Genomic DNA, 21,093 nt, shown 5'->3' with positions numbered 1-21,093 from the left:
CACCGGTATACCTACTTGACGCGGCTACGCTCAGGCGATGCAGGTCGTGAGGTCGGCGGCCGCCGACTTCTTGACGCTGCCGCCCGTGGCGCTCTTGTACTCGTAGACAGCCCCACCGTCAGCGCTGTAGCTGCAGATGGTGTAGGTGCTGCCCGACACGTCGAGCTTGTAGGCGATCTGGTTGCCGGGGGAGACCTTGGCGACACCGCCGGTGCCGAAGGTCAGGTCGGCGTCCTTGGCCGGCTGGGTGCCCGGGGTCGCCGGGTACGTGTTGTTGTTCTCGGTGTAGTAGGCCTCGACGACCGTGACGGCGTTGCGCAGGTCGGCCTGGGCCGACTTGTTCGCCGCACCCTTGCGGTAGTTGAGGTACACCGGGATCGCGATGCCGGCGAGGATGCCGATGATCACAACGACAACCAGCAGCTCGATCAGGGTGAAGCCGGCCTCGCCGCGCTTCTTCATCGTGAACTTCTGCATATGAGCCTCCATGCTCTTTCGCGGCGGTCCGAAGGCTCGCATGCCTAATCGGTGCCCTGAATCTTCTGAAAGATGGTGAACATCGGCAGATAGAGACAGATCACCATCAACCCGACTACACTGCCCATGACGACCACCATGATCGGCTCGATCGTTGCGGTGAGTGACTCAGCCGCCGCGTCGACCTCTCGGTCGTAGGATTCGGCGACCTTGGCCAGCATCTGACTAATTTGGCCGCTCTCTTCGCCGGCCTGCATCATCTGGGTGACCATGGCGGGCAGCACCTGGCTGTCGCGCAGCGGCGCCGACATCGGCTTGCCGTCCCGCACCGCCTCCCGGACCTCCCCGAGCACCCCGGCGATGACGGCGTTGCCCGTCGTGGCCGCCACGACGTCCAACGCGGTCATGGCGGGCACACCGGCGGCGAGCAGCGCGCTGAGGTTGCGCGTGAACCGGCTGACGGCGACCTTGAGGATGATTGACCCGAAAATGGGCAACCGGAGCTTGAACCGGTCAAAGGCCAGCCGGGCCCGCGGCTTCTCGCGCAGCACCTTGCGCGCCGTCGTGGTGGCCACCATCCCCAGGACTACCGCCAGCGGCGCGGCCCAGAGCATGTGGCGGCTGACGGCCGCGAGGATCCGGGTCGGCAACGGCAACTCGCCACCGAACTGCGCGAACATCCGCACGAAGATCGGGACGATGAAGATGAGCAGACCGGCGGCCATCAGCGTGGCGAACACCGAGACGATCGCCGGATACATGAGCGCACTCTTGATCTTGCCGCGCAGGACGACGTCCTTCTCGAGCGTCGTGGCGATCTGGTCGAGCGCGCTGTCCAGCGAGCCGCCGGTCTCACCGGCCCGGACCATCGCGACCATGATCTCCGGAAACACGAAGGGATGCTTGGCCAGCGCGGCGGACAGGAGGGAGCCGCCCTCGATGTCGGACCGCACCAGACCGACGGCCTTGCGCAGCGCCGCATTGTCGATCTTGTCCTCGAGGGCCGTGAGCGAACGGAGCAGCGGCAGACCCGATCCCACCATCGCGGCGAACTGGCGGATGAAGATCGCCAGGTCCTTCGTGGACACCCTCGTACGGGCGCCCGCGAGCCCGCGCCGGAGCACGGAACTGCCCTGCGCGAGGGAGGTCGGCACGATGCCCTGCTGGCTCAGCGACTGCGCGGCGGCCACGCTGGTCGACGCCTCGAGCTGGCCCTTGACCCGCTTGCCCGTCCGATCGATGCCCCGATAGGCGAATACGGTCGCGCCCGACACCGCGCCCTCAGTCCCGCCCGAGCAGGGCCCGCAGGTCGTCGACCGAATGGCACAGCTTCAGGGCGTCGTCCATGGTCAGGATGCCCTCGCGCACCTGCCGGCACAGGTGGCGGTCGAAGGTGAGCATGCCGTCGTCCGCGCCCGACTGCATGAAGGACGGGATCTGGTGGACCTTGCCCTCGCGGATCAGGTTCCGCACGGCCGGGGTCGCCATCATGATCTCCGTGATGACCGTCCGGCCGGCCCGGTCCGCCCGGGCGTGCAGCGCCTGGCTGACGACGCCCTGCAGCGCCAGCGCCAGCTGCGCGCGGACCTGGTTCTGCTGCTGCGGCGGGAAGATGTCGATCAGCCGGTCGACCGTCTCGGCGGCCCCGCGCGTGTGCAGCGTGGCGAGCACGAGGTGCCCGGTCTCGGCCGCCGCGATCGCGGTCTGGGCCGTCTCCAGGTCGCGCAGCTCGCCCACCAGGATCACGTCGGGGTCCTGCCGCAGCGCGTTCTTGAGCGCCGCCGCGAAGGAGCCGGTGTCCGACCCGACCTCGCGCTGGTTGACCACGCACCTGTTGTGCGCGTGCAGGTACTCGATCGGGTCCTCGATCGTGATGATGTGGTTGGAGCGGGTGCGGTTGACCAGGTCCACCAGCGCCGCCAGGGTGCTGGACTTGCCGGAGCCGGTCGGGCCCGTCACCAGCACGAGGCCGCGGGACAGTTCGGCGAACCGGGCGACCGCCGGCGGCAGGCCGAGCTCCTCCAGCGACTTGATCCGGTGCGGGATCGCCCGGAAGACCGCGCCGAAGGCGCCGCGCTGCTGATAGAAGTTGCCCCGGAACCGGAACAGACCGTTGACCTCGTACGCGAAGTTCAGCTCGTGGTCGCCCCGGAACTGCTCCCACCGCTCCGCGTCGACCGCGGTCCGCAGCAGGGCGGCGATGTCCAGCGCGTTGAGGGGGCCGTGGCCGGGCAGGTGGCACAGCTCGCCGTTGACCCGCATGCTGGGCGGCGCGTTGACCGTGAGGTGCAGGTCGGAGCCCTCCGCCTCGACGAGCGCCATCAGCATCGCGTCCAGGTCGCTGAGCTGCCCGACATCGGGCGTCGGCCGTGTGACGTCGGCCTCGAGCTTCTCGAGTGTGTCCATCGCAACCTCCCTCCACGCATAGCTGTCATCCACTTTTCGGTCGCGAGGGGCGCGGCCTTAGGGAAGCGGGCGGTCAGACGGTGACGCGGAGGATCTCGTCCAGCGAGGTGTGACCGGCGAGCGCCTTGGCCAGCCCGTCGACGCGGAGGTCGACCATGCCCTCGGCGAGCGCGACGCGGTAGATGTCCTTGGCGGTGCCCCGCTGCAGCGCCAGTCGCTCGATCTCCTCGGTCACCGGCATGACCTCATGCAGTGCCAGCCGTCCCCGGTAGCCGGTGTAGGCGCACTCCCGGCACCCCTTCTGCTTCCACAGCGTGCCGGGCTTGCCGAGCATCTCCCACGGCCAGTGGACGGAGTTGAGATCGCTCGGCGACGGGGCGTAGGACTTCTTGCACCAGTCGCACAGGCGCCGGGCCAGACGTTGGGCCAGCACGCAGTCCAGCGACGACCCCACCAGGAACGGCTCGATGCCCATCTCCACGAGCCGGGTCACGGCGCTGGGCGCGCTGTTGGTGTGCAACGTGGACAGGACCAGGTGGCCCGTGAGGGCGGCCTCGACCGCGATCTGCGCGGTGGTCCGGTCACGGATCTCGCCGATGAGCACCACGTCCGGGTCGGAGCGCAGGATCGCCGGCAGCACCGAGCCGAACGTCAGCCCGGCCTTGGGGTCCACCTGCACCTGGTTCACGCCCGCCATCCGGTACTCGACCGGGTCCTCGACCGTGATGATGTTGACTGACGGGCCGCTCACCTCGTGCAGCGTGGCGTAGAGCGTCGTGGACTTGCCCGAGCCGGTGGGTCCGGTGACCAGGACCATGCCGTGCGGCTTGCGGAACGACGCCCGGAACCGGTGCAGGTTCAGCTCGGAGAACGCGAGCTTGTTCAGCTCGAAGTCGGTGTGCTTCGTGTCCAGGACGCGCAGGACGACCTTCTCGCCCCACACCGTGGGCAGCGTCGCGGTACGCAGGTCGACCGTGTGCTCGCCGACCTTGGCCGTGATCCGGCCGTTCTGCGGCTGGCGCCGCTCGGTGATGTCGAGGTTCGACATGACCTTGAGCCGGGCCACCAGTGCCGACTGCACCGCCCGCGGTACGACGTCGATCTCGTGCAGCACGCCGTCGATGCGGTAACGGACCCGCATGTCCTTCTCACTCGGCTCCATGTGCAGGTCGGAGGCGCGGTTGCGGATCGCCTGCTCCAGCAGCGTATTCACGTAGCGGACGGTCAGGGCGTCCTCGCCGCCGGACCCGAGGTCGGACACGGTGGCTACGGGCTCGACGTGCCCGGCGTCCGCGATCTCCTCAAGGTGGCTGCGCTCCCGCCGGAGCTTGTCGACGATCTTGCGCAGCTCGCGCCGGTCGACCATGACCGGGCGGACCGTCAGCCCCGTCGCGGCCCGCACGTCGTCGAGCGCGACGACGTCGCCGGGGTCGGTGATCGCGACCGTGATGTCGCGGTCCGTCACGGCCAGGCCCAGGACCAGGTGACGCTCCACGAGCGGCAGCGGGATCCGGGCCATCGCCGCCGGGTCGATCGGGTACGCCTCGAGATCGATGCTGTCCATGCCGAACGCGTACGCGGACGCCTCGGTCAGCTCGGTCTCCGTCACCACCCGGTTCTTCACCAGGACGCTGCGCAGGGACTTCCCGGTGCGCTCCGACTCGCGGGCGGCCAGGTCGAGCACGTCCGGGTCGACGCCCTGCATCAGCAGCGCGTCGAGCAGTGGATGAGCTAAGTCTCGCATGGGCCCCTGATCTCGCTGTCCGGGACAGATCTAACGCTGTCCCATCGGCGGATCAGGGGTGCGACCTGAGAGATTCGGCCTCAGGCGAGGTCGAGCGCGCGGGCGGCCTCGGTGACGTCGGCCTGGATGCTCCGCGGCGCGGGGGCCGTGGAGATCGCCCACTCGGGGTCCTTGAGCCCGTGGCCGGTGACCGTGCAGACCACCCGCGACCCACGCGGCAGCTCGCCGGAGGCCGACTTGGCCAGCAGACCCGCGACCGACGCCGCGCTGCCCAGCTCGACGAACACGCCGACCTCCCGGGCGAGCAGCTTGTACGCCGCGAGGATCTCCCGGTCCGTGACGGCGTCGATGAGGCCGCCGGAGGCGTCGCGGGCGTCCACGGCCTTGGTCCAGCTCGCCGGGTTGCCGATGCGGATGGCGGTGGCGATCGTCGACGGGTCGCGCACGACCTCACCGTTCACGATCGGCGCCGCCCCGGCCGCCTGGAAGCCGAACATCCGCGGCTTGCGGGTCGCGTTGCCCGCCGCGTAGTCCTCCTCGTAGCCCAGCCAGTACGCGCTGATGTTGCCGGCGTTGCCGACGGGCAGGCAGTGGATGTCCGGGGCGTCGCCGAGCGCCTCGACGATCTCGAACGAGGCGGTCTTCTGGCCCTGGAGACGGTCGGGGTTGACCGAGTTGACCAGCGCGACCGGGTAGTCGATGGCGAGCTTCGAGGCCAGCGACAGGCAGTCGTCGAAATTTCCGGCGACCTGCAGCGGCCGGGCGCCGTGCACGAGGGCCTGCGCCATCTTGCCGAGCGCGATCTTGCCGGCCGGGATGAGCACCGCGCAGGTGAGCCCGGCGCGCGCCGCGTAGGCGGCCGCCGAGGCGGAGGTGTTGCCCGTGGAGGCGCAGATGACCGCCTTCGCGCCGGCCTCGACGGCCTTCGAGACGGCCACCGTCATGCCCCGGTCCTTGAAGGAGCCGGTCGGGTTGGCGCCCTCGACCTTGAGGTACACGTCGCAGCCCGTACGGTCGCTGAGGACGGGGGCGGGCACGAGCGGCGTGTTGCCCTCGTGCAGCGTCACCACCGGCGTGGTGGCGGTGACCGGCAGCCGGTCCCGGTACGCCTCGATCAACCCGCGCCACATAGCGACTCTCCCTTACTCTCCCTCGACCCGCATCACGCTGGTCACGTCGCGGACGATATCCAGAGACCGCAGTTGGCGCACCGTCTCGCTGAGCGCGGCGTCGGTGGCCGCGTGCGTGACGATGACGAGGACGGCCCCGGCGCCGCGGCCCTCCTGACGGACGGTCTGGATGCTCACGTCCTGCTGGGCGAAGACCCCGGCGACCGCGGACAGTACGCCCGCCTTATCGGCCACGTCCAGCGAGATGTGATAGCGGGTGACGACCTCGCCCATCGACCGGATCCGCAGGTCGGCGTACGCGGACTCGCTGGCCGCCCGGACCCCGGCGAGCCGGTTGCGGGCCACGGCCACCATGTCGCCGACGACCGCGCTCGCGGTCGGCGCCCCACCGGCGCCCCGGCCGTAGAACATGAGCTGCCCGGCCGCCTCCGCCTCGACGAACACGGCGTTGAAGGCGTCGCCCACGCTCGCGAGGGGGTGCGTGCGCGGGATCATCGCGGGGTGCACCCGCACGGAGACCGCGTCGTCGGCGCGGGAGGCGATGCACAGCAGCTTGATCGTCGCGCCCATGCCGCGCGCCGCTTCCATATCGGCAGCGGTGACCTCCGTGATGCCCTCGCGGTAGACATCGGCGGCACGCACCCGGGTGTGGAACGCCAGGGACGCGAGGATCGCCGCCTTGGCCGCGGCGTCGAAGCCCTCGATGTCGGCCGTCGGGTCCGCCTCGGCGTAGCCGAGCGCGCTGGCCTCCTCCAGGGCCTCCGTGAAGCCGGCACCCGTGGCGTCCATGCGGGACAGGATGAAGTTCGTGGTGCCGTTGACGATCCCCGTGACGCGGGTGATCTGGTCGCCGTGCAGCGACTCGCGCAGCGGGCGCAGCAGGGGGATCGCCCCCGCGACGGCCGCCTCGTAGTAGAGGTCGGCGCCGCCCTCGGCGGCCGCGTCGTGCAGGGCCGGGCCGTCCTCGGCGAGCAGGGCCTTGTTCGCCGTGACGACGCTCTTGCCGGACCTGAGCGCCTCGACCAGCCAGGTGCGCGACGGCTCGATACCGCCGACCACCTCGACGACCATGTCCACGTCGTCGCGCTTGACCAGGCCGAGCGCGTCGGTGGTGAACAGCGACGGGTCGATCGGCAGGTCGCCGCGGTCGCGGCCGAGGCGGCGCACGGCCACGCCGACGAGCTCCAGCGGCGCCCCAATCCGGGCCGTGAGGTCGGCCTCCTGCTCGCGCATCAGGCGCACGACCTCGGCGCCGACAGTGCCACAGCCCAGCAGGGCCACCTTCACGGGTTCGCCAGCCATCTCTCAGCCCACATCCAGTGCCAACAGGTCGTCCTCGGTCTCGCGACGCACGATCACCCGGGCGACCCCGTCCGCCACGGCGAGCACGGGCGGCCGGGGCACATGGTTGTAGTTGCTCGCCATGCTCCGGCAGTACGCGCCCGTTCCGGGCACCGCGAGAAGATCTCCGGGCTGCACGTCGCCGGGCAGGAATTCATCCTGCACGATGATGTCCCCGGACTCACAATGTTTTCCCACGACGCGGGCCAGGATCGGCGGCGCCGCCGACGCCCGGCTCGCCACCGTCGCGCTGTAGTGCGCGTCGTAGAGCGCCGGGCGGATGTTGTCGCTCATCCCGCCGTCGACGCTGACGTACGTGCGGATGCCGTCCACGTCCTTGACGGTCCCGACCTCGTACAGGGTGAACACGGCCGGCCCGACGATCGCGCGGCCGGGCTCGACGCTCAGCCGCGGCACCGCGAGCCCTCGCAGCGCGCACTCCTCCGCCACGATCTTGCGCAGGCCGGCCGCCAGGTCGCCGGGCGTCGAGGGCGTGTCCTGCGAGGTGTACGCGATGCCGTAGCCACCGCCCAGGTCCAGCTCGGGCAGCTCCACGCCGTGCTCGTCGCGGATCGCCGCGTGCAGCGTCAGCACCCGCCGGGCCGAGATCTCGAACCCGGACGTGTCGAAGATCTGCGACCCGATGTGCGAGTGCAGGCCGACCAGCTCCAGCACGTCCTCGTGCAGGATCCGCGCCGCCGCCTTCGCCGCCGCCCCGCTGGCCAGCGAGAAGCCGAACTTCTGGTCCTCGTGCGCGGTCGCGATGAACTCGTGCGTGTGCGCCTCGACGCCCACGGTCACCCGGATCATGACCTTCGGCCGCGCGCCCCGCGACCGGGCCAGCGCCGTCAGCCGGTCGATCTCGTCGAACGAGTCGACCACGATCCGCCCGACGCCGGCCTCGACCGCCCGGGTCAGCTCGGCGACCGACTTGTTGTTGCCGTGCAGCGCGATCCGCTCCGCCGGCATGCCGGCGGCCAGCGCCACGGCCAGCTCGCCGCCCGAGCACACGTCGAGGCTCAGACCCTCCTCGGCCACGATCCGCACGACCGCCCTGCTGCAGAACGCCTTGCTCGCGTAGTGCACCTCGCCGCCCGCGAACGCGTCGCGCCAGTCCCGGCACCGGGCCCGGAAATCAGCCTCATCGAGTACGTACGCCGGGGTGTCGAACTGGTCCTTGATGGCCGCGACGCTGAGCCCGCCCACGGACAGCACCCCGTCGGCGCCGCGTTCGACGGTGCGCGGCCACAACTGCGGCAGCAGCGCGTTGACGTCGCTCGGCTGACGCAGCCAGACGGGCGCGTGCCCGATCTCCGCGTGCAGGGCTCCGGCCTCATGGGCGCTCACCGGATCACATCCTCTCGGGCGCCGAGACGCCCAGCATGCCGAGGCCGTTGACCAGGACCTGGCGGGCGGCGTCGTTGAGCCACAGCCGGGCGCGGTGCAGCGGCGTGATCTCCTCGTCGCCGACCGGCGTGACCCGGCAGTCGTCATAGAAGCGGTGGTACGACGCGGCGACCTGCTCCTCCAGGTAGCGCGCGACGCGGTGCGGCTCGCGCAGCTCCGCGGCGGCCCGCACCACGCCCGGGAACTCCCCCAGCGCCTTGAGCAGCTCGTGCTCCTTGGGGTGGGTGAGCAGCGACGGGTCGAAGTCGGCCGGCTCGCCCCGGGTCAGGCCCAGGTCGGCCGCGTTGCGGCCCACGCCGGCGGTGCGGGCGGCCACGTACTGCACGTAGTAGACCGGGTTGTCGTTCTTGGCCCGGGTCCACAGCTCGACGTCGATGTCGATCGGCGAATCCGACGAGTACCGGGCCAGGGCGTACCGGGAGGCGTCCACGCCGATCGCGTCGACCAGGTCCTCCAGCGTGACGACCGTGCCGGCGCGCTTGCTCATCCGCACCGGCTGGCCCTCGCGCACCAGGTTGACGAGCTGGCCGATGAGGATCTCGATGTGCTTGTCCGGGTCGTCGCCGAAGCAGGCGGCCATGGCCTTCATCCGGCCGACGTAGCCGTGGTGGTCGGCGCCCAGCATGAACACCACGTGGTCGAAGCCGCGCTCGCGCTTGTCCAGGTAGTACGCGCAGTCGGCGGCGAAGTACGTCCACTCGCCGTTGCTGCGGACCAGCACCCGGTCCTTGTCGTCCTTGAAATCGGTCGTGCGCAGCCACACCGCGCCGTCGGCCTCGAAGATGTGGCCCTGGGCACGCAGCCGGGCCAGCGCGGCGTCCAGCTCGCCCCGGTCGTGCAGGTCCTTCTCGTTGAAGTACACGTCGAAGTGCACGCCGAAGTCGGCCAGCGACGACTTGATCTCGTCGAACATCAGCGCGACGCCGTTGACCCGGAACGCCTCCTGCGCCTCGTCGTCGGGCAGCGCCAGCACGTCGGGGTTCTTGGCGACGACCGCGGAGGCGATGTCGGAGATGTACGCGCCGCCGTAGCCGTCCTCCGGGGTGTCCTCGCCGCGCGCGGCGGCCAGCAGCGACCGGGCGAACCGGTCGATCTGGGAGCCGGCGTCGTTGAAGTAGTACTCCGTTGTGACGGACGCGCCGCTCGCGCGCAGGAGGCGCGACAGCGCGTCGCCGACGGCCGCCCAGCGGACGCCGCCGATGTGCACGGGGCCGGTCGGGTTGGCGGAGACGAACTCCAGGTTCACCGTCTGGCCGGCGAGGGCGTCGTGGTGCCCGTACTCCCCGCCCTTGAGCACGATCGTGCGGGCGAGCTCGCCCGCGGCGGCCGCGTCCAGCCGGATGTTGACGAAGCCCGGGCCGGCGATCCCGGCACCGGCGATGCCCGGCATCGCCTGCAACTTTCGGGCCAGTTCCTCGGCGAACTCCCGAGGGTTGAGACCGGCCTTCTTGGCCACCTGGAGAGCGAGCGTCGACGCGTAGTCGCCGTGCTCAGGATTACGAGGTCGCTCGACGGTCGTCGTCGCCGGCAGCACCGCCTGATCAAGGCCTCGGGAGGCCAGAACGTCACGGGCAGCTGTCAATACGACGTCGGCAAGCTCAGCGGGACTCACCGCGTCATGCTACCGAGGGTAGACTTTTGCCCTTGGCGGCGACCCCATCCCGCTTGCCATCATTCGGGACACCGCCCCCAGTCGGACAAAACCGACTTACCCGACAGACGAGGCCCCTCCATGTCTATGAGCACCCCTGGCGACGTGCGTCGCCCCTCGACCAAGAAGGTCGCGACCCCCGCCGCCGGCGCGAAGAAGTCCGGCGGCTCCGGTAAGGGCACGCCCACCCGCCCCGCCGCCACAGGTGGCGGCAAGGGCCGGCGCCCGGTGGCTCCCGTCAAGGTCAGCCAGGGACGCAACTGGGGCCCCATCGCCCTCTACGTCACGGCCGGCGCCGTGGCCCTCGGCATCGTTGTCTTCGCCACCGTCTACCTGCTGCAGAACAAGCCGGACACCCGGCCCTGGGCGGAGCGCGCGGCGGACATCTCGGGCATCACGAACTACCGCGAGACCGACCCGAAGGCGCTCGACCGCACGCACGCGTGGGGCCCGCTGACCTACACGATCAACCCGCCGGTCGGCGGCACGCACAACTACAACTGGCAGAACTGCATGGGCGAGCACTACAAGGAGCCCATCGCGCAGGAGCACGCCGTGCACAGCCTCGAGCACGGCGCGGTGTGGATCACCTACCGCCCCGACCTGCCCCAGGACCAGGTCGACAAGCTGGCGAAGAAGATCGACGGCCTGTCGTACACGATGCTCAGCCCGTACCCGAACCTCGACAGCCCGATCTCGCTGCAGGCCTGGGGCTACAAGCTCAAGGTCGACAACGCCGACGACGAGCGCGTCACCAAGTTCATCCAGGCGCTGCGCCTCAACGCCACGATGGAAGAGGGCGCCACCTGCTCGACGGGCATCACGCAGACCGGCACCACGCCGTACGACCTCGGCAAGGACTCGGGGCAGACGTCCACCCAATGAGCACGACCGACAGTGGCACGCCACGGCGCTGGACCCATGTCCTCGCCGTGGCGCTCGCCGCCTGCCTCCTGATCGGGGTCGGCGTCTCCGTCGGCCTGCTGCTCTCCCACGAGAGCACCCCCGGCACCGACTCGGCCGAGGCCGGTTTCGCCCGCGACATGTCCGAGCACCACGCCCAGGCGGTCCAGCTCAGCATGATCGCGTACAGCAGGGCGACCTCGTCCGACGTACGCACCCTGGCCTCCGACATCGCACTGACCCAGCAGGCCCAGATCGGGATCATGCAGGAGTGGCTCAAGGCATGGCACCTGAACCCCACCGGCGACAAGCCGGTGATGTCCTGGATGCCCGACGGCCAGATGTCCGTGGAGAGCGGCAACCGGATGCCCGGCATGGCCACCCTCGAGGAGATCGACAAGCTCCGCAGCGCCACCGGCCAGCAGGTCGACATCCAGTTCTGCCAACTGATGCTCCGCCACCACCTCGGTGGCATCCACATGGTCGACGGCCTCCTGGCCAAGGCCTCCGACCCGCGGGTCATCGAGCTGGCCAAGGGCATGAAGTCGGCCCAGACCGGCGAGGTGCAGGCCCTGGAGATGCTCCTCAAGTCGATGAACGCCCCGACCGGATAGCGGCGTCCCCCGCCGGCAACCCACGCGAGTGGCGGCGGGGGAACCTGGTACAGTTTCCGAGTCGCTGAGCCCCCGTAGCTCAGGGGATAGAGCACCGCCCTCCGGAGGCGGGGGCGCAGGTTCGAATCCTGCCGGGGGCACCCTGCCGCGAAATACCTCTCACCAGCCAAAACGAAGCCCTTGACCAGGCATAACGCCGGTCAAGGGCTTCGCTCGTATGTCCGGTTGTCACTGGCTCTGACCGGCCTTGTTCGGCCGGCTGCGGAAAATACCCGGAAAAATCTTGAGCTACGCCGGACGGTGCCCGAGCGCGGCCTCTACCCGCTGCCGCAGCCGTTCCGCTCCCCCGTCGAGACACTTGGCGTAGATCTTGAGCAAGACCTCAACCGAGTGTCCGGCCCACGCCGCGACCTCGGCGGGTGGCACCCCGCCATTGAGCCAGGTCGACACGGCAGCGTGCCGCAGGTCGTACGGCGTCGCGGCCAGCGGCGACGCCGCGACCTCGGGCGTGAACGTCGCCCGGCGGGCGGCCCGCCACGCTCGGTTGATCGTGCCCTTGGGCAGCTCGCCCTTGTTGCGCTCGCCGGTGAACACGCGCCCGTCCGGTGCCGTGCCGAACTGGTCGATGTGCCAGTGCAGCAGTGCGGTTAGCTCCGGTGGACACGGCACGGTGCGGCTCTCCCCCACGGCGCGCTGTTTGAGCTGGCGCCGGTCGCGGTTCTGGCCGCTGTTGGTCCACTCCTTGCCGGCGTGCGGTTCGGCGATCTCTAGGTGGAACTCACCCCATCCCTCGTCGGGCAGCGACAGATTCGATTTGCGCAGGCCAACCGCCTCCTCCGGTCGCATCCCGGCGAAGTACAGGCATCCGAAGAACGCCACCAGGCGCGGCCCGCAGCGGCCGTGCTCACGTACCGCGTTGAGCAGCGTGCGCGCCTGCACCGGGTTGGCTACCGATCGCCGGTCAACGGCGTGCGTGGTGCGGACCTTGGTCCACTTGAGCGCCGGGATCGGGTTGGCGTCCAAGAGCTTCAGCTCGACGGCGTACTCCACCGCCGTGCCGAAGATCTTGCGCTTTCGGCTGGTCACGCTGGGCGCGGCGGGCGTTCCGTCGAGCTTGACCGTGAGGCTGTCAAGCGCGGCACGCAGGACGTCCGGCTTGGCCAGCGCGGAGACAGGCCGGGTGTTCCTGGCGAGCCAGGCCATAGCCGCCTTGACCTCCGCCGGGCACTGCGGGTCGGTTCGCCGGTTGGTGTTGAACGCCCACCGGCACAGGGCGTGCCGGATGAGCTTGTCGTCAGGCTTGCCCCGGGTGCCGGCGAGCAGCGAGGCCGTGATGGCAGTGAGCGCTTCGGCGTGCGTGCGCCTGGTGGTCGCGGCCACGCGCGGCCACTTGAGATCTACGAACGCACAGGCGAAGTCGTACCAGGACATCTCGCGGTTGGCGCGTCGCATCGAGACCGGCAGGCCGGTCTCGATGTCGAACGCCTCGCCCCGGCGGGCCGCCGCGACCAGCTCGGACCGGAAGCTGTCGGCAAGCGTCGAGTTCTGGAACGCCTCCGACCACTCCCGGCCCGCGACCGACCATCGCACGTAGTAGCCGGTCTTCCGAACGCCCTTGTAGACCTTGGTCTTCCACAGGCGAACGTCGTACGTCGTGTTCACTCAGGCCGCCTTGTCTTCCAGGGCAGAGAACCAGTCTTCGAAGTCCGACCGGCGGATGCGGAGGTCTCCGTTGGGCAGCCGGTAGCACTTGGGCGCCCGGCGCTTGGCGCGCCAGTCGTAGAAGGTTGATCGCGTGATGTGCAGCTCTTCGCACAGCTCGTTGACCGTCATCGGCTGGTCGGCCGGGCGTCGGGGCCGAGGCGGCGTCATCTGGTGCTGTCCTCCCGTGAGTTGTGGAGCGCGGTGCGGGCCGTCCGCCGTGCGAGCCGACTCGGCGGAGGGTTGGGCAAGCGAAACGGTGGCGGGCCCCTGAGAGGCCCTCTGTACGGGCCGTAGAGCCAAGATCTGTGCGCGTTTGGTGTCTTGGATAGGGTCTTTGCTGAAACACGGCTTAGATGTGGTTACATCCGTTGATCGCCTAGCTCGCCCCGCGAGTGTTCCAGCGATCTTCGGGGACACTTCAGTCATCGTGTCCCCCTTGATCGAAATCGTTTGCGCTGGTCAAGGGCACTTCGGGGACACTGGGGACACCGGGGACACTTCCCGCGCCTGTCCCCGGCTCGTCGTCGGCCACGCGGTAGCGGCCGGACGCGTCGGCGTGGAGTTGGGCGTCGGCGAGCATGCGCTGGCAGGTCTTCTTGACCGTGTTGTAGGCCAGCCCGGTCCCCGCCTCGATTGCCCTCGGCGCGGCGGGTCCGTTGCTACGCAGCCAGCGCAGGATCGTGGCGCGGCTGTCGCCCATCGTGTACTCGGCCGGCGGCCCGTCGAGCATCGACCAGGCCCCGACCTCGGGGTAGAACCGCAGCGCGTACTCCGACTCGTCCACGTCGCGGCCGGTCACGTACAGGGTGCCGTCCGCCTCGCCACGCGACCGCTTGAGCACAAGGGTTGCGTCGGCGGCCCCGGCGATGCCGTTGGTGCCAGAGACCTCGGCCAGGAAGTCGTCGGAGCCCTGCTTGCGCACGTGGTGCACGAGCAAGATCGCGACCCCGTAGGCGTCCGCGATCTTCTTGATCCGGCCCACGGCCAGGTAATCGGCGTCGTAGGCGCTCGCGCCCATCGGGGACTGTCCCCGGACCTTGGCGAACACGTCGATGACGACCATGCGCGCGTTGCGGTGCGCGTCGAGCCACCCGGCGATCGCCTCGTCGCCGCCGTGGGTCAGCGGCGGGCACTCGGTGACCAGGTGCAGATCTCGCGGCGCTCGCTGCCCGTTGGGCAGCATCTTCGCGACGCGGGTCTGCAACCGGCGCGGTACGTCCTCAAGGGCGAGGTAGAGCACCGGGCCGGGCTCGACCGGGATCGCGTCGAATGCCTGGTTACCTGCGGCGACGGACAGTCCGAGGTTGAGCGACATCCAGGACTTGCCGACCTTGGGCGGCCCGCACAGCAGGTTGACGCCCTCGCACAGCACGCCGGGCACCGCCCACCGGGCGGGCGGAAACTCGGTGCTCATCAGCTCGTCAGCGGTCCAGGCCCGGCCGAGCTGGGCGCGCGGGCGGCGCGGTTCGTCGTCGCCGACCAGCCGCAGGCCCGGCGTGGTGTCGTGGGTGGTGATGGTGTTCGGGTTCACGCGGCCACGCTCCTGGGTCGGTGGGCGCCGGCCCGCAGGCCGGACGCGATGGTTCGGTTGATCTCGGCCGGCGTCAGCGGCGGCGTCAGTGATGCGGCGGCGCGGGCCAACACCTGGTCGACCTCGCCGGTGGTGAGCGATCCGCCGGCCGCGAGCTGGCCCAGCGCGGTCGCGGCGACGTAGAGCGCCCGGTTGCGCTGCCCGTGCGGTGCGTTGCGGACGCGGTCGACCTCGCCGGTGATGGCGGCTTCGAGGTAGCGGGAGCGCCGGTGATCGGCCAGGTCGACGGTGGTCGCCGTCTGCGGCGGCAGCGGCGCCGGGGCAAGCCGGTCGGCCAGCCACGCGGGCAGCGGAGCCGGACGTGTCTCGTCGGCCGCCCGGTACTCCCGGCCAGCGACGATGCTGCCGGCGGCGACGACGTAGCCGCCCACGGCGCGGGTGTCGATCAGCCATCCGAGCGTGCCGCTCGTGTTGCGTAGGGCCAGCGTGTGCCCGTCATCGTGCGGTGCGGTGTAGTACAGGTGCGTTCCGCGCCGGCCCGTGGTGACTGTGTGCGTGTCCAGAGGCATGGGCTGTCCGGCCTGTTCGCACACGGCGGCGAACACGTCGCCGCCGTCGCGAATGCCTTCCCGCTGCCACTCCGGCGGCACCGTCTGGTCGGGTTTGGGCTGGTCAAGGTCGACCACGACCAGCCCGGACACCCCGCACGCGATCCCGATGTTGAACGGCGCGACCGACCACGCCCGGCGGATGCGGTCCGGGTCCACGGAGGCGCGGTTCTCCCACCCGACATGGGTGCCGAACCGGCGGCATCGCGGGTCGCGGCCGGTGCACCGGTCGGCGGTGTGGTCGGGGAACGCGGGCCGCTTGTCGCCGGGCCTCAGCGGGAACACGAACCACCCGCGCTCGGCAAGGGTCAAAGCGCTGTGTAGCAACGCTTCTCGGTCAATCTGGTGATTCAACTCCTGACCTCCTAGGCGATGCGGCGACGCCGGGGCGCTGCCGTGGGCGTGGGTAGCGGGATGACCGGCGCGAGGGTCACGGCCTGGTCGTCGTTGTCGTGTTCGTGCTGCTCGGCGCAGACCTTGTGGCAGGGCCGCCCGACCTCGTCACGCATGAACGCAGGTCGCCGGCAGTACCGGCACGGCCGCAGGTCCCCGGTTGCGTGGTGACGCCAGTTCAGGGCCACGGCAGATCAGCCCGCCGCTTCGAGCGGGCTGCCGTAGCCGTCGTGGCAGTTCAGGCACTCCCCGAGCGAGCGCGGGACGTAGTAGGGCCGTACCTGCTGGCAGGTTGAGCAGGTACGCCGGGCGCGAAGCGCAGCGTGGACCGCGCGCAGCTGCGCGGCTGTGGCGGTGCGCTTCGGGCGGGCGAGGTCGACCCGGTACAGGTAGGCGACGCGGGTCCCGCCGACGCCGGCCCACATGACCTGCGCGGCGACCGGCTGGCCGGCAGGCCGCAGCCCGGCGGCCCGTAGTTGCCGGCGAGTGGCGTAGCCGGCGGGAGCGCCGCGCCACCAGAACGTGGGGATGCCGTACCGGTCGCCGTCCGGGTCGTGGAACACGGCTCGGATGCGCGGCATCAGGCAGCCCTGCCCGGTGTGTGCCGCGTGCCGGTCCGGAACGCGAACGGGGGCAGGTGTGCGGCGCGGTTGAACGCGTCGATCGCCGCGCCGGGCACGCTGCCGGGGTAGACCCGTGCGCTTTCGAGGGAGGCGAGCAGGATCGCGCCGTGGTAAACGCACCCGTGGACCTGCTCGCCGTAGGCGCTGACGACGCGTACCGCGTCGGCCGGACCGTTGCACGGTGTCGAGTCGTGCGGGTGCGCTGCCGCGCAGCGCGTGGGTGTGGTCGTGTTCATGCCGCTGCCTTCCTCCCAGGTCGGGTCGCCGCGACCAGCGCGTCGCGGACGGCGAGATCCATGCCGATCACGAGGCGTTGCGCCTGGTGGTGGGCGGTGCGCTGGTTGGGGTCGAGCCGCACGACGGCGCGCAGCTCCAGGCGGTCTTTGCCGGCCCGCGTGCGGACGCGGGTGGCGATGAACTTGCCGTAGGGCGTGGCCCAGACGAGCAGGTCCGAGCGGTGCTCGCCGGTCGGCAGGGTGTAGGCGGTGCAGGAGTGGTCGCGGGCGCACCAGTACGGGTGCCCGTCGCGGGCCGGGCGGGTGGTGATGACGTTGCGCCGCAAGCGGTTCATGGCTTGCTCCCCTTGTCGTGGAGGGCTCGCAGGTAGTTGATGACCAGGCGGCCGGGGCGTAGGCGACGTCCGGTGCCGTCGCAGCGGCGGCACAGCCCGAACGCGCGTCCGCCGAAGCGGGCGTGGCGCTTGCCGGTGCCGTGGCAGCGTCGGCAGTTGGTGAAGGGCCAGAGCCAGCACGCGAGGGCGTAACCGAGCGTGATGACGATCAGAGTGAGGAGGATGAGTCCGGCGCCGGTGGCAGACGGGGTAGCGGTAGCGGCGTGCAGGGGCACGACGGGCCTCCAGACGGGCTGTTTTCGGGTGCAGAGGGCTGCTGGCGCTACCCGCTACCGGTGCGGGTAGCGGCTGGCCAGGGCGGTAGCGGGAGGGGTAGCGGCGGCGCTACCGGGTAGCAGCGCCGCCGCTACCGATCAGGCGCTCCTTCGCGCCTTGATTGCGGCGTCGATGTCCGTCTTGCGGGTGCCTCGGTTGTTGATCCCAGCCACCTTGATCTGCACGCTGCGTACATGCGGACGCATCAACGCGGAGATCGCCTCAGCCGTCGTGTCCGCGTAGTGCTCCGGGTGTCGCTCGGCCAGCCGGTCAGCGATCGTCTGCCAGTGCAGGCCCGGTTCGTCGCCGGTGAACACGCTGCGGACGTCGGCGAGCACGTCACGCAGCTCCCGGGCGACGACCTCACCGGCCGCGTAGCCGGTGACGGTCCCCGCGGCTTCCCGATGCCGCCGCGCGGCGGTCAGGATCTTCTCCGCGTCCGTGTGGTCAGCCAGGTACGTGCGCACGATAGGCGTCTGATCGGTGGCGCCGTAGAGGATGCCGACGCCCCGGAACTCCTCGCCGTTGGGCAGCGCGGACGCGTCGAACCCCTCCGCGTACGCCTCACCACCCAAGATGGCCTCCGAGACGACCCGGTTGCCGCACTTGAGCGCGAACCGCACGTCGTGGTTGTCCCGGTACCGGTTGAACAGCCGGGCCACGTCACCAGCGCCGATGCCGGAGGGCTTCTGCGACGACGACAGGATGATCACACCGGCGGACGGGCCGACGGCCTTGATGAAGGACAGGTCGGCGGCGATCTGCTTGTTGACCTCCTGGTCGTCGGTCTCGAAGTAGTTCTGGAACTCCTCCATGACCAGCAACCACGGCCGCAGCAGGGCGTACCTGCGCGACAGCTCCGGGGTCAGCTTGCCCTCCGGACACTCCGACGTCGGCAGCGTCGACAGGAAGTCGTTGACGGCCTCGATGTGGGAGCGGATTTCGCGCAGCATCTCCAGGAAGTGGGTGATCGGGTCGTTGTCGCGGCTGTTTGGGACCGTGCCGCACACGTAGCGGTGCGCGACGAGTCGGAACTTGTCCCAGTCGGCCGACATCTTCCCGTCCACGATCAGCAGCGTGACCAGCGGATCCAGCGCCGCGAACAACGCGAGTGCGCGGGTGGCGAACGTCTTGCCCTTGCGCGGCTGCGCACCGACTAGGATCGACACCCACATGAGCAGCAGCTCCACCTTGCGGCCACGCTCGTCCAGCCCGAACGGGGCCGGCTTCCAGATATCGCGGACCTTCCCGTCCAGCAGCGGCGTCTTGCCGGCCGGGATGGCGAGCGGGTCGCGGTCGGCGACGAACAGAAGGTGCCGGCGGTGCGACGACTTGTCCGGGGTCAGGAACACCTGGTTGATGGACACGTCCAGACCGGAAGCGATGCGGCCTTTGGCCTTGATGACGTCTTCCCAGCCCTTGCCGTACGGCAGGTCAATGGACACCTGCGACCCGGTGCCGGTCGTGTCTCGGGCCATGGTCGACCCGAACTTGACCTGCTGCTCCGGCTTCTCGGGATGCCCGAGACCTGCGGCGTAGTAGGCGCGCAAAATGATGTCGGGGTTCACGCGCCGGTAGCGGCCCTCCACCACGGCCGCAGACAGGATCGGCCGCCCGGTCGGGCGCCCGTAGCGGGCCAGCACAGGCACGGCGACGGTGAGCACGGCCGCGACGCCCCACCACGGGGTGAACGCGTAGAGGATCGGCCCGCCGATCGCCACGGTCGCGGTCTCGACGACGAGGATCGTGCCGCGCCACGCGCGGGTGGCCTTGACCTCGCGGTGCAGCTTGTACCAGGCCTGCCAGTCACCCTCATCGGCCGCGCGCTGACGTAGCCCGTACTGCTCGGACACCCACCACCAGCGCAAATGGGCACCGGCCACCTTGACCACACCGAACGTGCCCCAGAACCCGGCCTGCGCCGCGTACCACGGTGCGCGTACCAGGTGAAAGCCGCCACGGTGGACCAGGTCCAGGGCGAGATCGCGGGTGCTGGCCTTGATGTTCTGCCAGCCAGCCCACGCCTGCGGGATGATCGCCCGACGGCCGGACGGGTCAGCGGGCGGCGGGTCCACGAGATGCCCGCCGCGCTGCGGCTCGTCGTCGAGCGGCACGTCGAAGTGCGTCGCGTCGTTGTCGGTGGTGTCGCCACCACGGCGGCGGCGCGCGGCGTCGAAGTCGAGCACGTCAGCGTCATGCACGTCAGCTTCGGCGGCGGCCCAGTCGAACCCTTCCGGGCGACCGCCGTTCTGTTCGGGGATGTTGCTCGTCATGATGAGAACTCCTCCGTGATGTCCTCGTGGCTGATCGGGATAGGGGCCGGCGCGCGGCCATCGGTTTCCAGGCCACAGGGCCGCGCGCCGGGCAGGGTCAGTACGGGGGTGCCGGAACCTTGTCGCCGGTGGCGAGGGCTTCCATGGCGGTGTAGAGGTGTTCGGCGATGTACTGCCGGTCGCCGTAGTCCGTGTTCAGGTGCGTGTGCGCCCAGGTCGCGAGGTCGATCAGCGCCGCGCGTAGCGCGGCCAGTTCGGCGGCGGCGTTCACGCGGCGACCGCCTCAAGAACCGGCTCCGGGGCCGGCTGCGGTGTCGACACGCTGTCGACAGCCTGTCGACGGTGACGCTTCACCGTCGCCTCCGACAGCCCTGTCCGACCGGCGATCGTCGCGTCACTCGCGTGCGGGCTACGCGCCACCGCAGCGGCCACCCGATCGGCGGCAGACGGCTGACGCTTCGGCGTCGCCCGCTTCGCCGGTGCCGGCTTCACCTCCTGCTGGGCAGGCGCGATGGCCGGCTGCGCTGTAGGCGCGTCGGACGCGGTCACGGTGACGGTCTCGATGACCTCGGCCGTCTGCGTGATGCGCTTACCAGCGCGAGACAGGATCTCGACCACCAGCAGCAGCGCGACCGCCGGCCACGCCGACACGATGCGCGCGCCGAGCGTGTCCTGCGCGTGCGCGACGTTCGCCGCGAGCGACGCCGCGACGCCGACCACGAACGCCAGCCGCGCCGACCAGCGCACCCGGCGGCCCGCCCGCTTGTCGTCCGCCATGGCGACCGACGCGACGATGAGCATGCCGTCCACGGACGCGGGCAGGACGTAGGCGACCTCGGGGCGTTCGCCGTAGTGCAGGGCGACGCCGACCATGTGGGAGTAGGACGACCAGGCCGCGATACCGGCTACGACGCCAGCGGACAGGTTGCAGGCAAGACGAACGCCGTTCACGGCGTCACCTCCGGATCAGGGCGGGGGATCAGGACGTGAGCGGTTACGGTCACGCTCACCAGCCGGGACGATCGGTGCGGGGCGACCGGGTCGCCGATGTGCTCGACGTCGAGCACGGTGTAGATCTCGCGTAGCGCGATCTCGACCGCGCGGGGCAGGCCGACGACGGTGAGGTTGACCAGGCCCGGCGTGTGCCCGGCCATCACGCGGCACGCCTCTCGATCTCGGCGGCGCCGTAGAACGCGACGAACTCGCGGCTGACGCGCTGCTCAGCGCGGCGCAGCCGGCGCCAGTCCAGCTCGGTCAGCGGCCGGTCGGCACACAGGATGGCGATCTCTGCGGCCACCAGGTCCATCTCGGCCTCGATCAGCGGCCACTCGTTCTGGATGGCGGCCAGGTCAGCGGGCGTCGGACCGTCGTCGTCCGACAGCGAACGGGTGATCATTAGTGG

Annotated in this window: 24 protein-coding genes and 1 tRNA gene; 3 read left to right on the top strand and 22 right to left on the bottom strand. The window is 70.3% G+C overall.

The window, feature by feature from the left end; translation table 11 throughout:
- Positions 1-30 precede the first annotated feature (30 nt).
- The 8 genes from ABD211_RS24540 to argS all read right to left on the bottom strand — a co-directional run bounded on the left by ABD211_RS24540 (position 31) and on the right by argS (position 10,117).
- Complete coding sequence (locus ABD211_RS24540; protein WP_344136477.1) at positions 31-477, bottom strand: type II secretion system protein; 447 nt, start codon at positions 475-477, stop codon at positions 31-33.
- A 44-nt stretch (positions 478-521) separates the two neighbouring features.
- On the bottom strand, positions 522-1,751 hold the full coding sequence (locus tag ABD211_RS24535) for a type II secretion system F family protein (RefSeq protein WP_344136474.1): 1,230 nt from the start codon (positions 1,749-1,751) through the stop codon (positions 522-524).
- 7 nt (positions 1,752-1,758) lie between these two features.
- Positions 1,759-2,883: a type IV pilus twitching motility protein PilT gene (locus ABD211_RS24530; protein ID WP_344136471.1), complete on the bottom strand. Its 1,125-nt coding sequence runs from the start codon at positions 2,881-2,883 to the stop codon at positions 1,759-1,761.
- Between the two features lie 73 nt (positions 2,884-2,956).
- Positions 2,957-4,627 (bottom strand): GspE/PulE family protein, encoded by a 1,671-nt coding sequence (locus ABD211_RS24525; protein WP_344136468.1) that lies wholly within the window; start codon positions 4,625-4,627, stop codon positions 2,957-2,959.
- An 80-nt stretch (positions 4,628-4,707) separates the two neighbouring features.
- Positions 4,708-5,757, bottom strand: coding sequence for a threonine synthase (thrC, locus tag ABD211_RS24520; protein ID WP_344136465.1), 1,050 nt, complete (start codon positions 5,755-5,757; stop codon positions 4,708-4,710).
- A gap of 12 nt (positions 5,758-5,769) precedes the next feature.
- The gene (locus tag ABD211_RS24515; RefSeq protein ID WP_344136514.1) at positions 5,770-7,044 is read right to left on the bottom strand and encodes a homoserine dehydrogenase; all 1,275 of its coding nucleotides are present in this window, start codon (positions 7,042-7,044) and stop codon (positions 5,770-5,772) included.
- 18 nt (positions 7,045-7,062) lie between these two features.
- Entirely contained in the window at positions 7,063-8,445 is a 1,383-nt protein-coding gene (gene lysA / locus ABD211_RS24510; protein WP_344136462.1) for a diaminopimelate decarboxylase, read from the bottom strand.
- A gap of 4 nt (positions 8,446-8,449) precedes the next feature.
- Positions 8,450-10,117 (bottom strand): arginine--tRNA ligase, encoded by a 1,668-nt coding sequence (gene argS, locus ABD211_RS24505; RefSeq protein ID WP_344136459.1) that lies wholly within the window; start codon positions 10,115-10,117, stop codon positions 8,450-8,452.
- Positions 10,118-10,237: 120 nt separating this feature from the next.
- On the opposite strand from argS, the gene ABD211_RS24500 reads away from it, so the two are divergent.
- The 3 genes from ABD211_RS24500 (at position 10,238) to ABD211_RS24490 (ending at position 11,813) form a co-directional block, all read left to right on the top strand.
- On the top strand, positions 10,238-11,041 hold the full coding sequence (locus ABD211_RS24500; protein WP_344136456.1) for a thioredoxin-like domain-containing protein: 804 nt from the start codon (positions 10,238-10,240) through the stop codon (positions 11,039-11,041).
- Entirely contained in the window at positions 11,038-11,673 is a 636-nt protein-coding gene (locus ABD211_RS24495; RefSeq protein WP_344136453.1) for a DUF305 domain-containing protein, read from the top strand. Before ABD211_RS24500 ends, ABD211_RS24495 begins: the two co-directional genes overlap by 4 nt.
- A 68-nt stretch (positions 11,674-11,741) precedes the next feature.
- Positions 11,742-11,813: transfer RNA gene (locus ABD211_RS24490), tRNA-Arg, on the top strand.
- 148 nt (positions 11,814-11,961) lie between these two features.
- Here the strand turns inward: ABD211_RS24490 and ABD211_RS24485 are convergent.
- The 14 genes from ABD211_RS24485 to ABD211_RS24420 form a co-directional block, all read right to left on the bottom strand.
- Entirely contained in the window at positions 11,962-13,335 is a 1,374-nt protein-coding gene (locus tag ABD211_RS24485) for a tyrosine-type recombinase/integrase (RefSeq protein ID WP_344136450.1), read from the bottom strand.
- Positions 13,336-13,545: a helix-turn-helix transcriptional regulator gene (locus ABD211_RS24480; protein ID WP_344136447.1), complete on the bottom strand. Its 210-nt coding sequence runs from the start codon at positions 13,543-13,545 to the stop codon at positions 13,336-13,338.
- A gap of 250 nt (positions 13,546-13,795) precedes the next feature.
- On the bottom strand, positions 13,796-14,908 hold the full coding sequence (locus tag ABD211_RS24475) for an AAA family ATPase (RefSeq protein WP_344136444.1): 1,113 nt from the start codon (positions 14,906-14,908) through the stop codon (positions 13,796-13,798).
- Positions 14,905-15,801 (bottom strand): bifunctional DNA primase/polymerase, encoded by an 897-nt coding sequence (locus ABD211_RS24470; RefSeq protein WP_425560519.1) that lies wholly within the window; start codon positions 15,799-15,801, stop codon positions 14,905-14,907. The genes ABD211_RS24475 and ABD211_RS24470 overlap by 4 nt, the downstream gene beginning before the upstream one ends.
- An 80-nt stretch (positions 15,802-15,881) precedes the next feature.
- Positions 15,882-16,025: a hypothetical protein gene (locus ABD211_RS24465; protein ID WP_344136438.1), complete on the bottom strand. Its 144-nt coding sequence runs from the start codon at positions 16,023-16,025 to the stop codon at positions 15,882-15,884.
- Between the two features lie 78 nt (positions 16,026-16,103).
- A complete protein-coding gene (locus tag ABD211_RS24460) occupies positions 16,104-16,490 on the bottom strand; it encodes an RRQRL motif-containing zinc-binding protein (RefSeq protein WP_344136435.1) in 387 nt (128 codons plus the stop codon).
- The gene (locus ABD211_RS24455) at positions 16,490-16,768 is read right to left on the bottom strand and encodes a hypothetical protein (RefSeq protein ID WP_344136432.1); all 279 of its coding nucleotides are present in this window, start codon (positions 16,766-16,768) and stop codon (positions 16,490-16,492) included. Before ABD211_RS24455 ends, ABD211_RS24460 begins: the two co-directional genes overlap by 1 nt.
- Positions 16,765-17,103, bottom strand: coding sequence for a hypothetical protein (locus ABD211_RS24450; RefSeq protein WP_344136429.1), 339 nt, complete (start codon positions 17,101-17,103; stop codon positions 16,765-16,767). The genes ABD211_RS24455 and ABD211_RS24450 overlap by 4 nt, the downstream gene beginning before the upstream one ends.
- A complete protein-coding gene (locus ABD211_RS24445) occupies positions 17,100-17,378 on the bottom strand; it encodes a hypothetical protein (RefSeq protein WP_344136426.1) in 279 nt (92 codons plus the stop codon). The genes ABD211_RS24450 and ABD211_RS24445 overlap by 4 nt, the downstream gene beginning before the upstream one ends.
- 138 nt (positions 17,379-17,516) lie before the next feature.
- On the bottom strand, positions 17,517-19,691 hold the full coding sequence (locus ABD211_RS24440; RefSeq protein ID WP_344136423.1) for a cell division protein FtsK: 2,175 nt from the start codon (positions 19,689-19,691) through the stop codon (positions 17,517-17,519).
- Positions 19,692-19,788: 97 nt separating this feature from the next.
- Positions 19,789-19,962: a hypothetical protein gene (locus ABD211_RS24435; protein ID WP_344136420.1), complete on the bottom strand. Its 174-nt coding sequence runs from the start codon at positions 19,960-19,962 to the stop codon at positions 19,789-19,791.
- On the bottom strand, positions 19,959-20,642 hold the full coding sequence (locus tag ABD211_RS24430) for a DUF2637 domain-containing protein (protein ID WP_344136417.1): 684 nt from the start codon (positions 20,640-20,642) through the stop codon (positions 19,959-19,961). The genes ABD211_RS24435 and ABD211_RS24430 overlap by 4 nt, the downstream gene beginning before the upstream one ends.
- Positions 20,639-20,848, bottom strand: coding sequence for a hypothetical protein (locus ABD211_RS24425; RefSeq protein WP_344136414.1), 210 nt, complete (start codon positions 20,846-20,848; stop codon positions 20,639-20,641). The genes ABD211_RS24430 and ABD211_RS24425 overlap by 4 nt, the downstream gene beginning before the upstream one ends.
- A complete protein-coding gene (locus tag ABD211_RS24420) occupies positions 20,845-21,087 on the bottom strand; it encodes a DUF6284 family protein (protein ID WP_344136411.1) in 243 nt (80 codons plus the stop codon). The genes ABD211_RS24425 and ABD211_RS24420 overlap by 4 nt, the downstream gene beginning before the upstream one ends.
- Positions 21,088-21,093: the final 6 nt, after the last annotated feature.

The organism is Luedemannella flava (assembly GCF_039528515.1).
Lineage (GTDB): Bacteria > Actinomycetota > Actinomycetes > Mycobacteriales > Micromonosporaceae > Luedemannella > Luedemannella flava.
This window is presented reverse-complemented; position numbering and strand designations above follow the sequence as displayed.

Bases quoted from the DNA above. Each gene is read 5' to 3' on its own strand.
- ABD211_RS24480 (WP_344136447.1), bottom strand. From the start codon at position 13,545: ATGACGCCGCCTCGGCCCCGACGCCCGGCCGACCAGCCGATGACGGTC.
- ABD211_RS24455 (WP_344136432.1), bottom strand. From the start codon at position 16,768: ATGAACACGACCACACCCACGCGCTGCGCGGCAGCGCACCCGCACGAC.
- thrC (WP_344136465.1), bottom strand. From the start codon at position 5,757: ATGTGGCGCGGGTTGATCGAGGCGTACCGGGACCGGCTGCCGGTCACC.
- ABD211_RS24450 (WP_344136429.1), bottom strand. From the start codon at position 17,103: ATGAACCGCTTGCGGCGCAACGTCATCACCACCCGCCCGGCCCGCGAC.
- ABD211_RS24465 (WP_344136438.1), bottom strand. From the start codon at position 16,025: ATGCGTGACGAGGTCGGGCGGCCCTGCCACAAGGTCTGCGCCGAGCAG.
- ABD211_RS24530 (WP_344136471.1), bottom strand. From the start codon at position 2,883: ATGGACACACTCGAGAAGCTCGAGGCCGACGTCACACGGCCGACGCCC.
- ABD211_RS24525 (WP_344136468.1), bottom strand. From the start codon at position 4,627: ATGCGAGACTTAGCTCATCCACTGCTCGACGCGCTGCTGATGCAGGGC.
- ABD211_RS24440 (WP_344136423.1), bottom strand. From the start codon at position 19,691: ATGACGAGCAACATCCCCGAACAGAACGGCGGTCGCCCGGAAGGGTTC.
- ABD211_RS24420 (WP_344136411.1), bottom strand. From the start codon at position 21,087: ATGATCACCCGTTCGCTGTCGGACGACGACGGTCCGACGCCCGCTGAC.
- ABD211_RS24500 (WP_344136456.1), top strand. From the start codon at position 10,238: ATGTCTATGAGCACCCCTGGCGACGTGCGTCGCCCCTCGACCAAGAAG.
- ABD211_RS24460 (WP_344136435.1), bottom strand. From the start codon at position 16,490: ATGCCGCGCATCCGAGCCGTGTTCCACGACCCGGACGGCGACCGGTAC.
- ABD211_RS24495 (WP_344136453.1), top strand. From the start codon at position 11,038: ATGAGCACGACCGACAGTGGCACGCCACGGCGCTGGACCCATGTCCTC.
- ABD211_RS24540 (WP_344136477.1), bottom strand. From the start codon at position 477: ATGCAGAAGTTCACGATGAAGAAGCGCGGCGAGGCCGGCTTCACCCTG.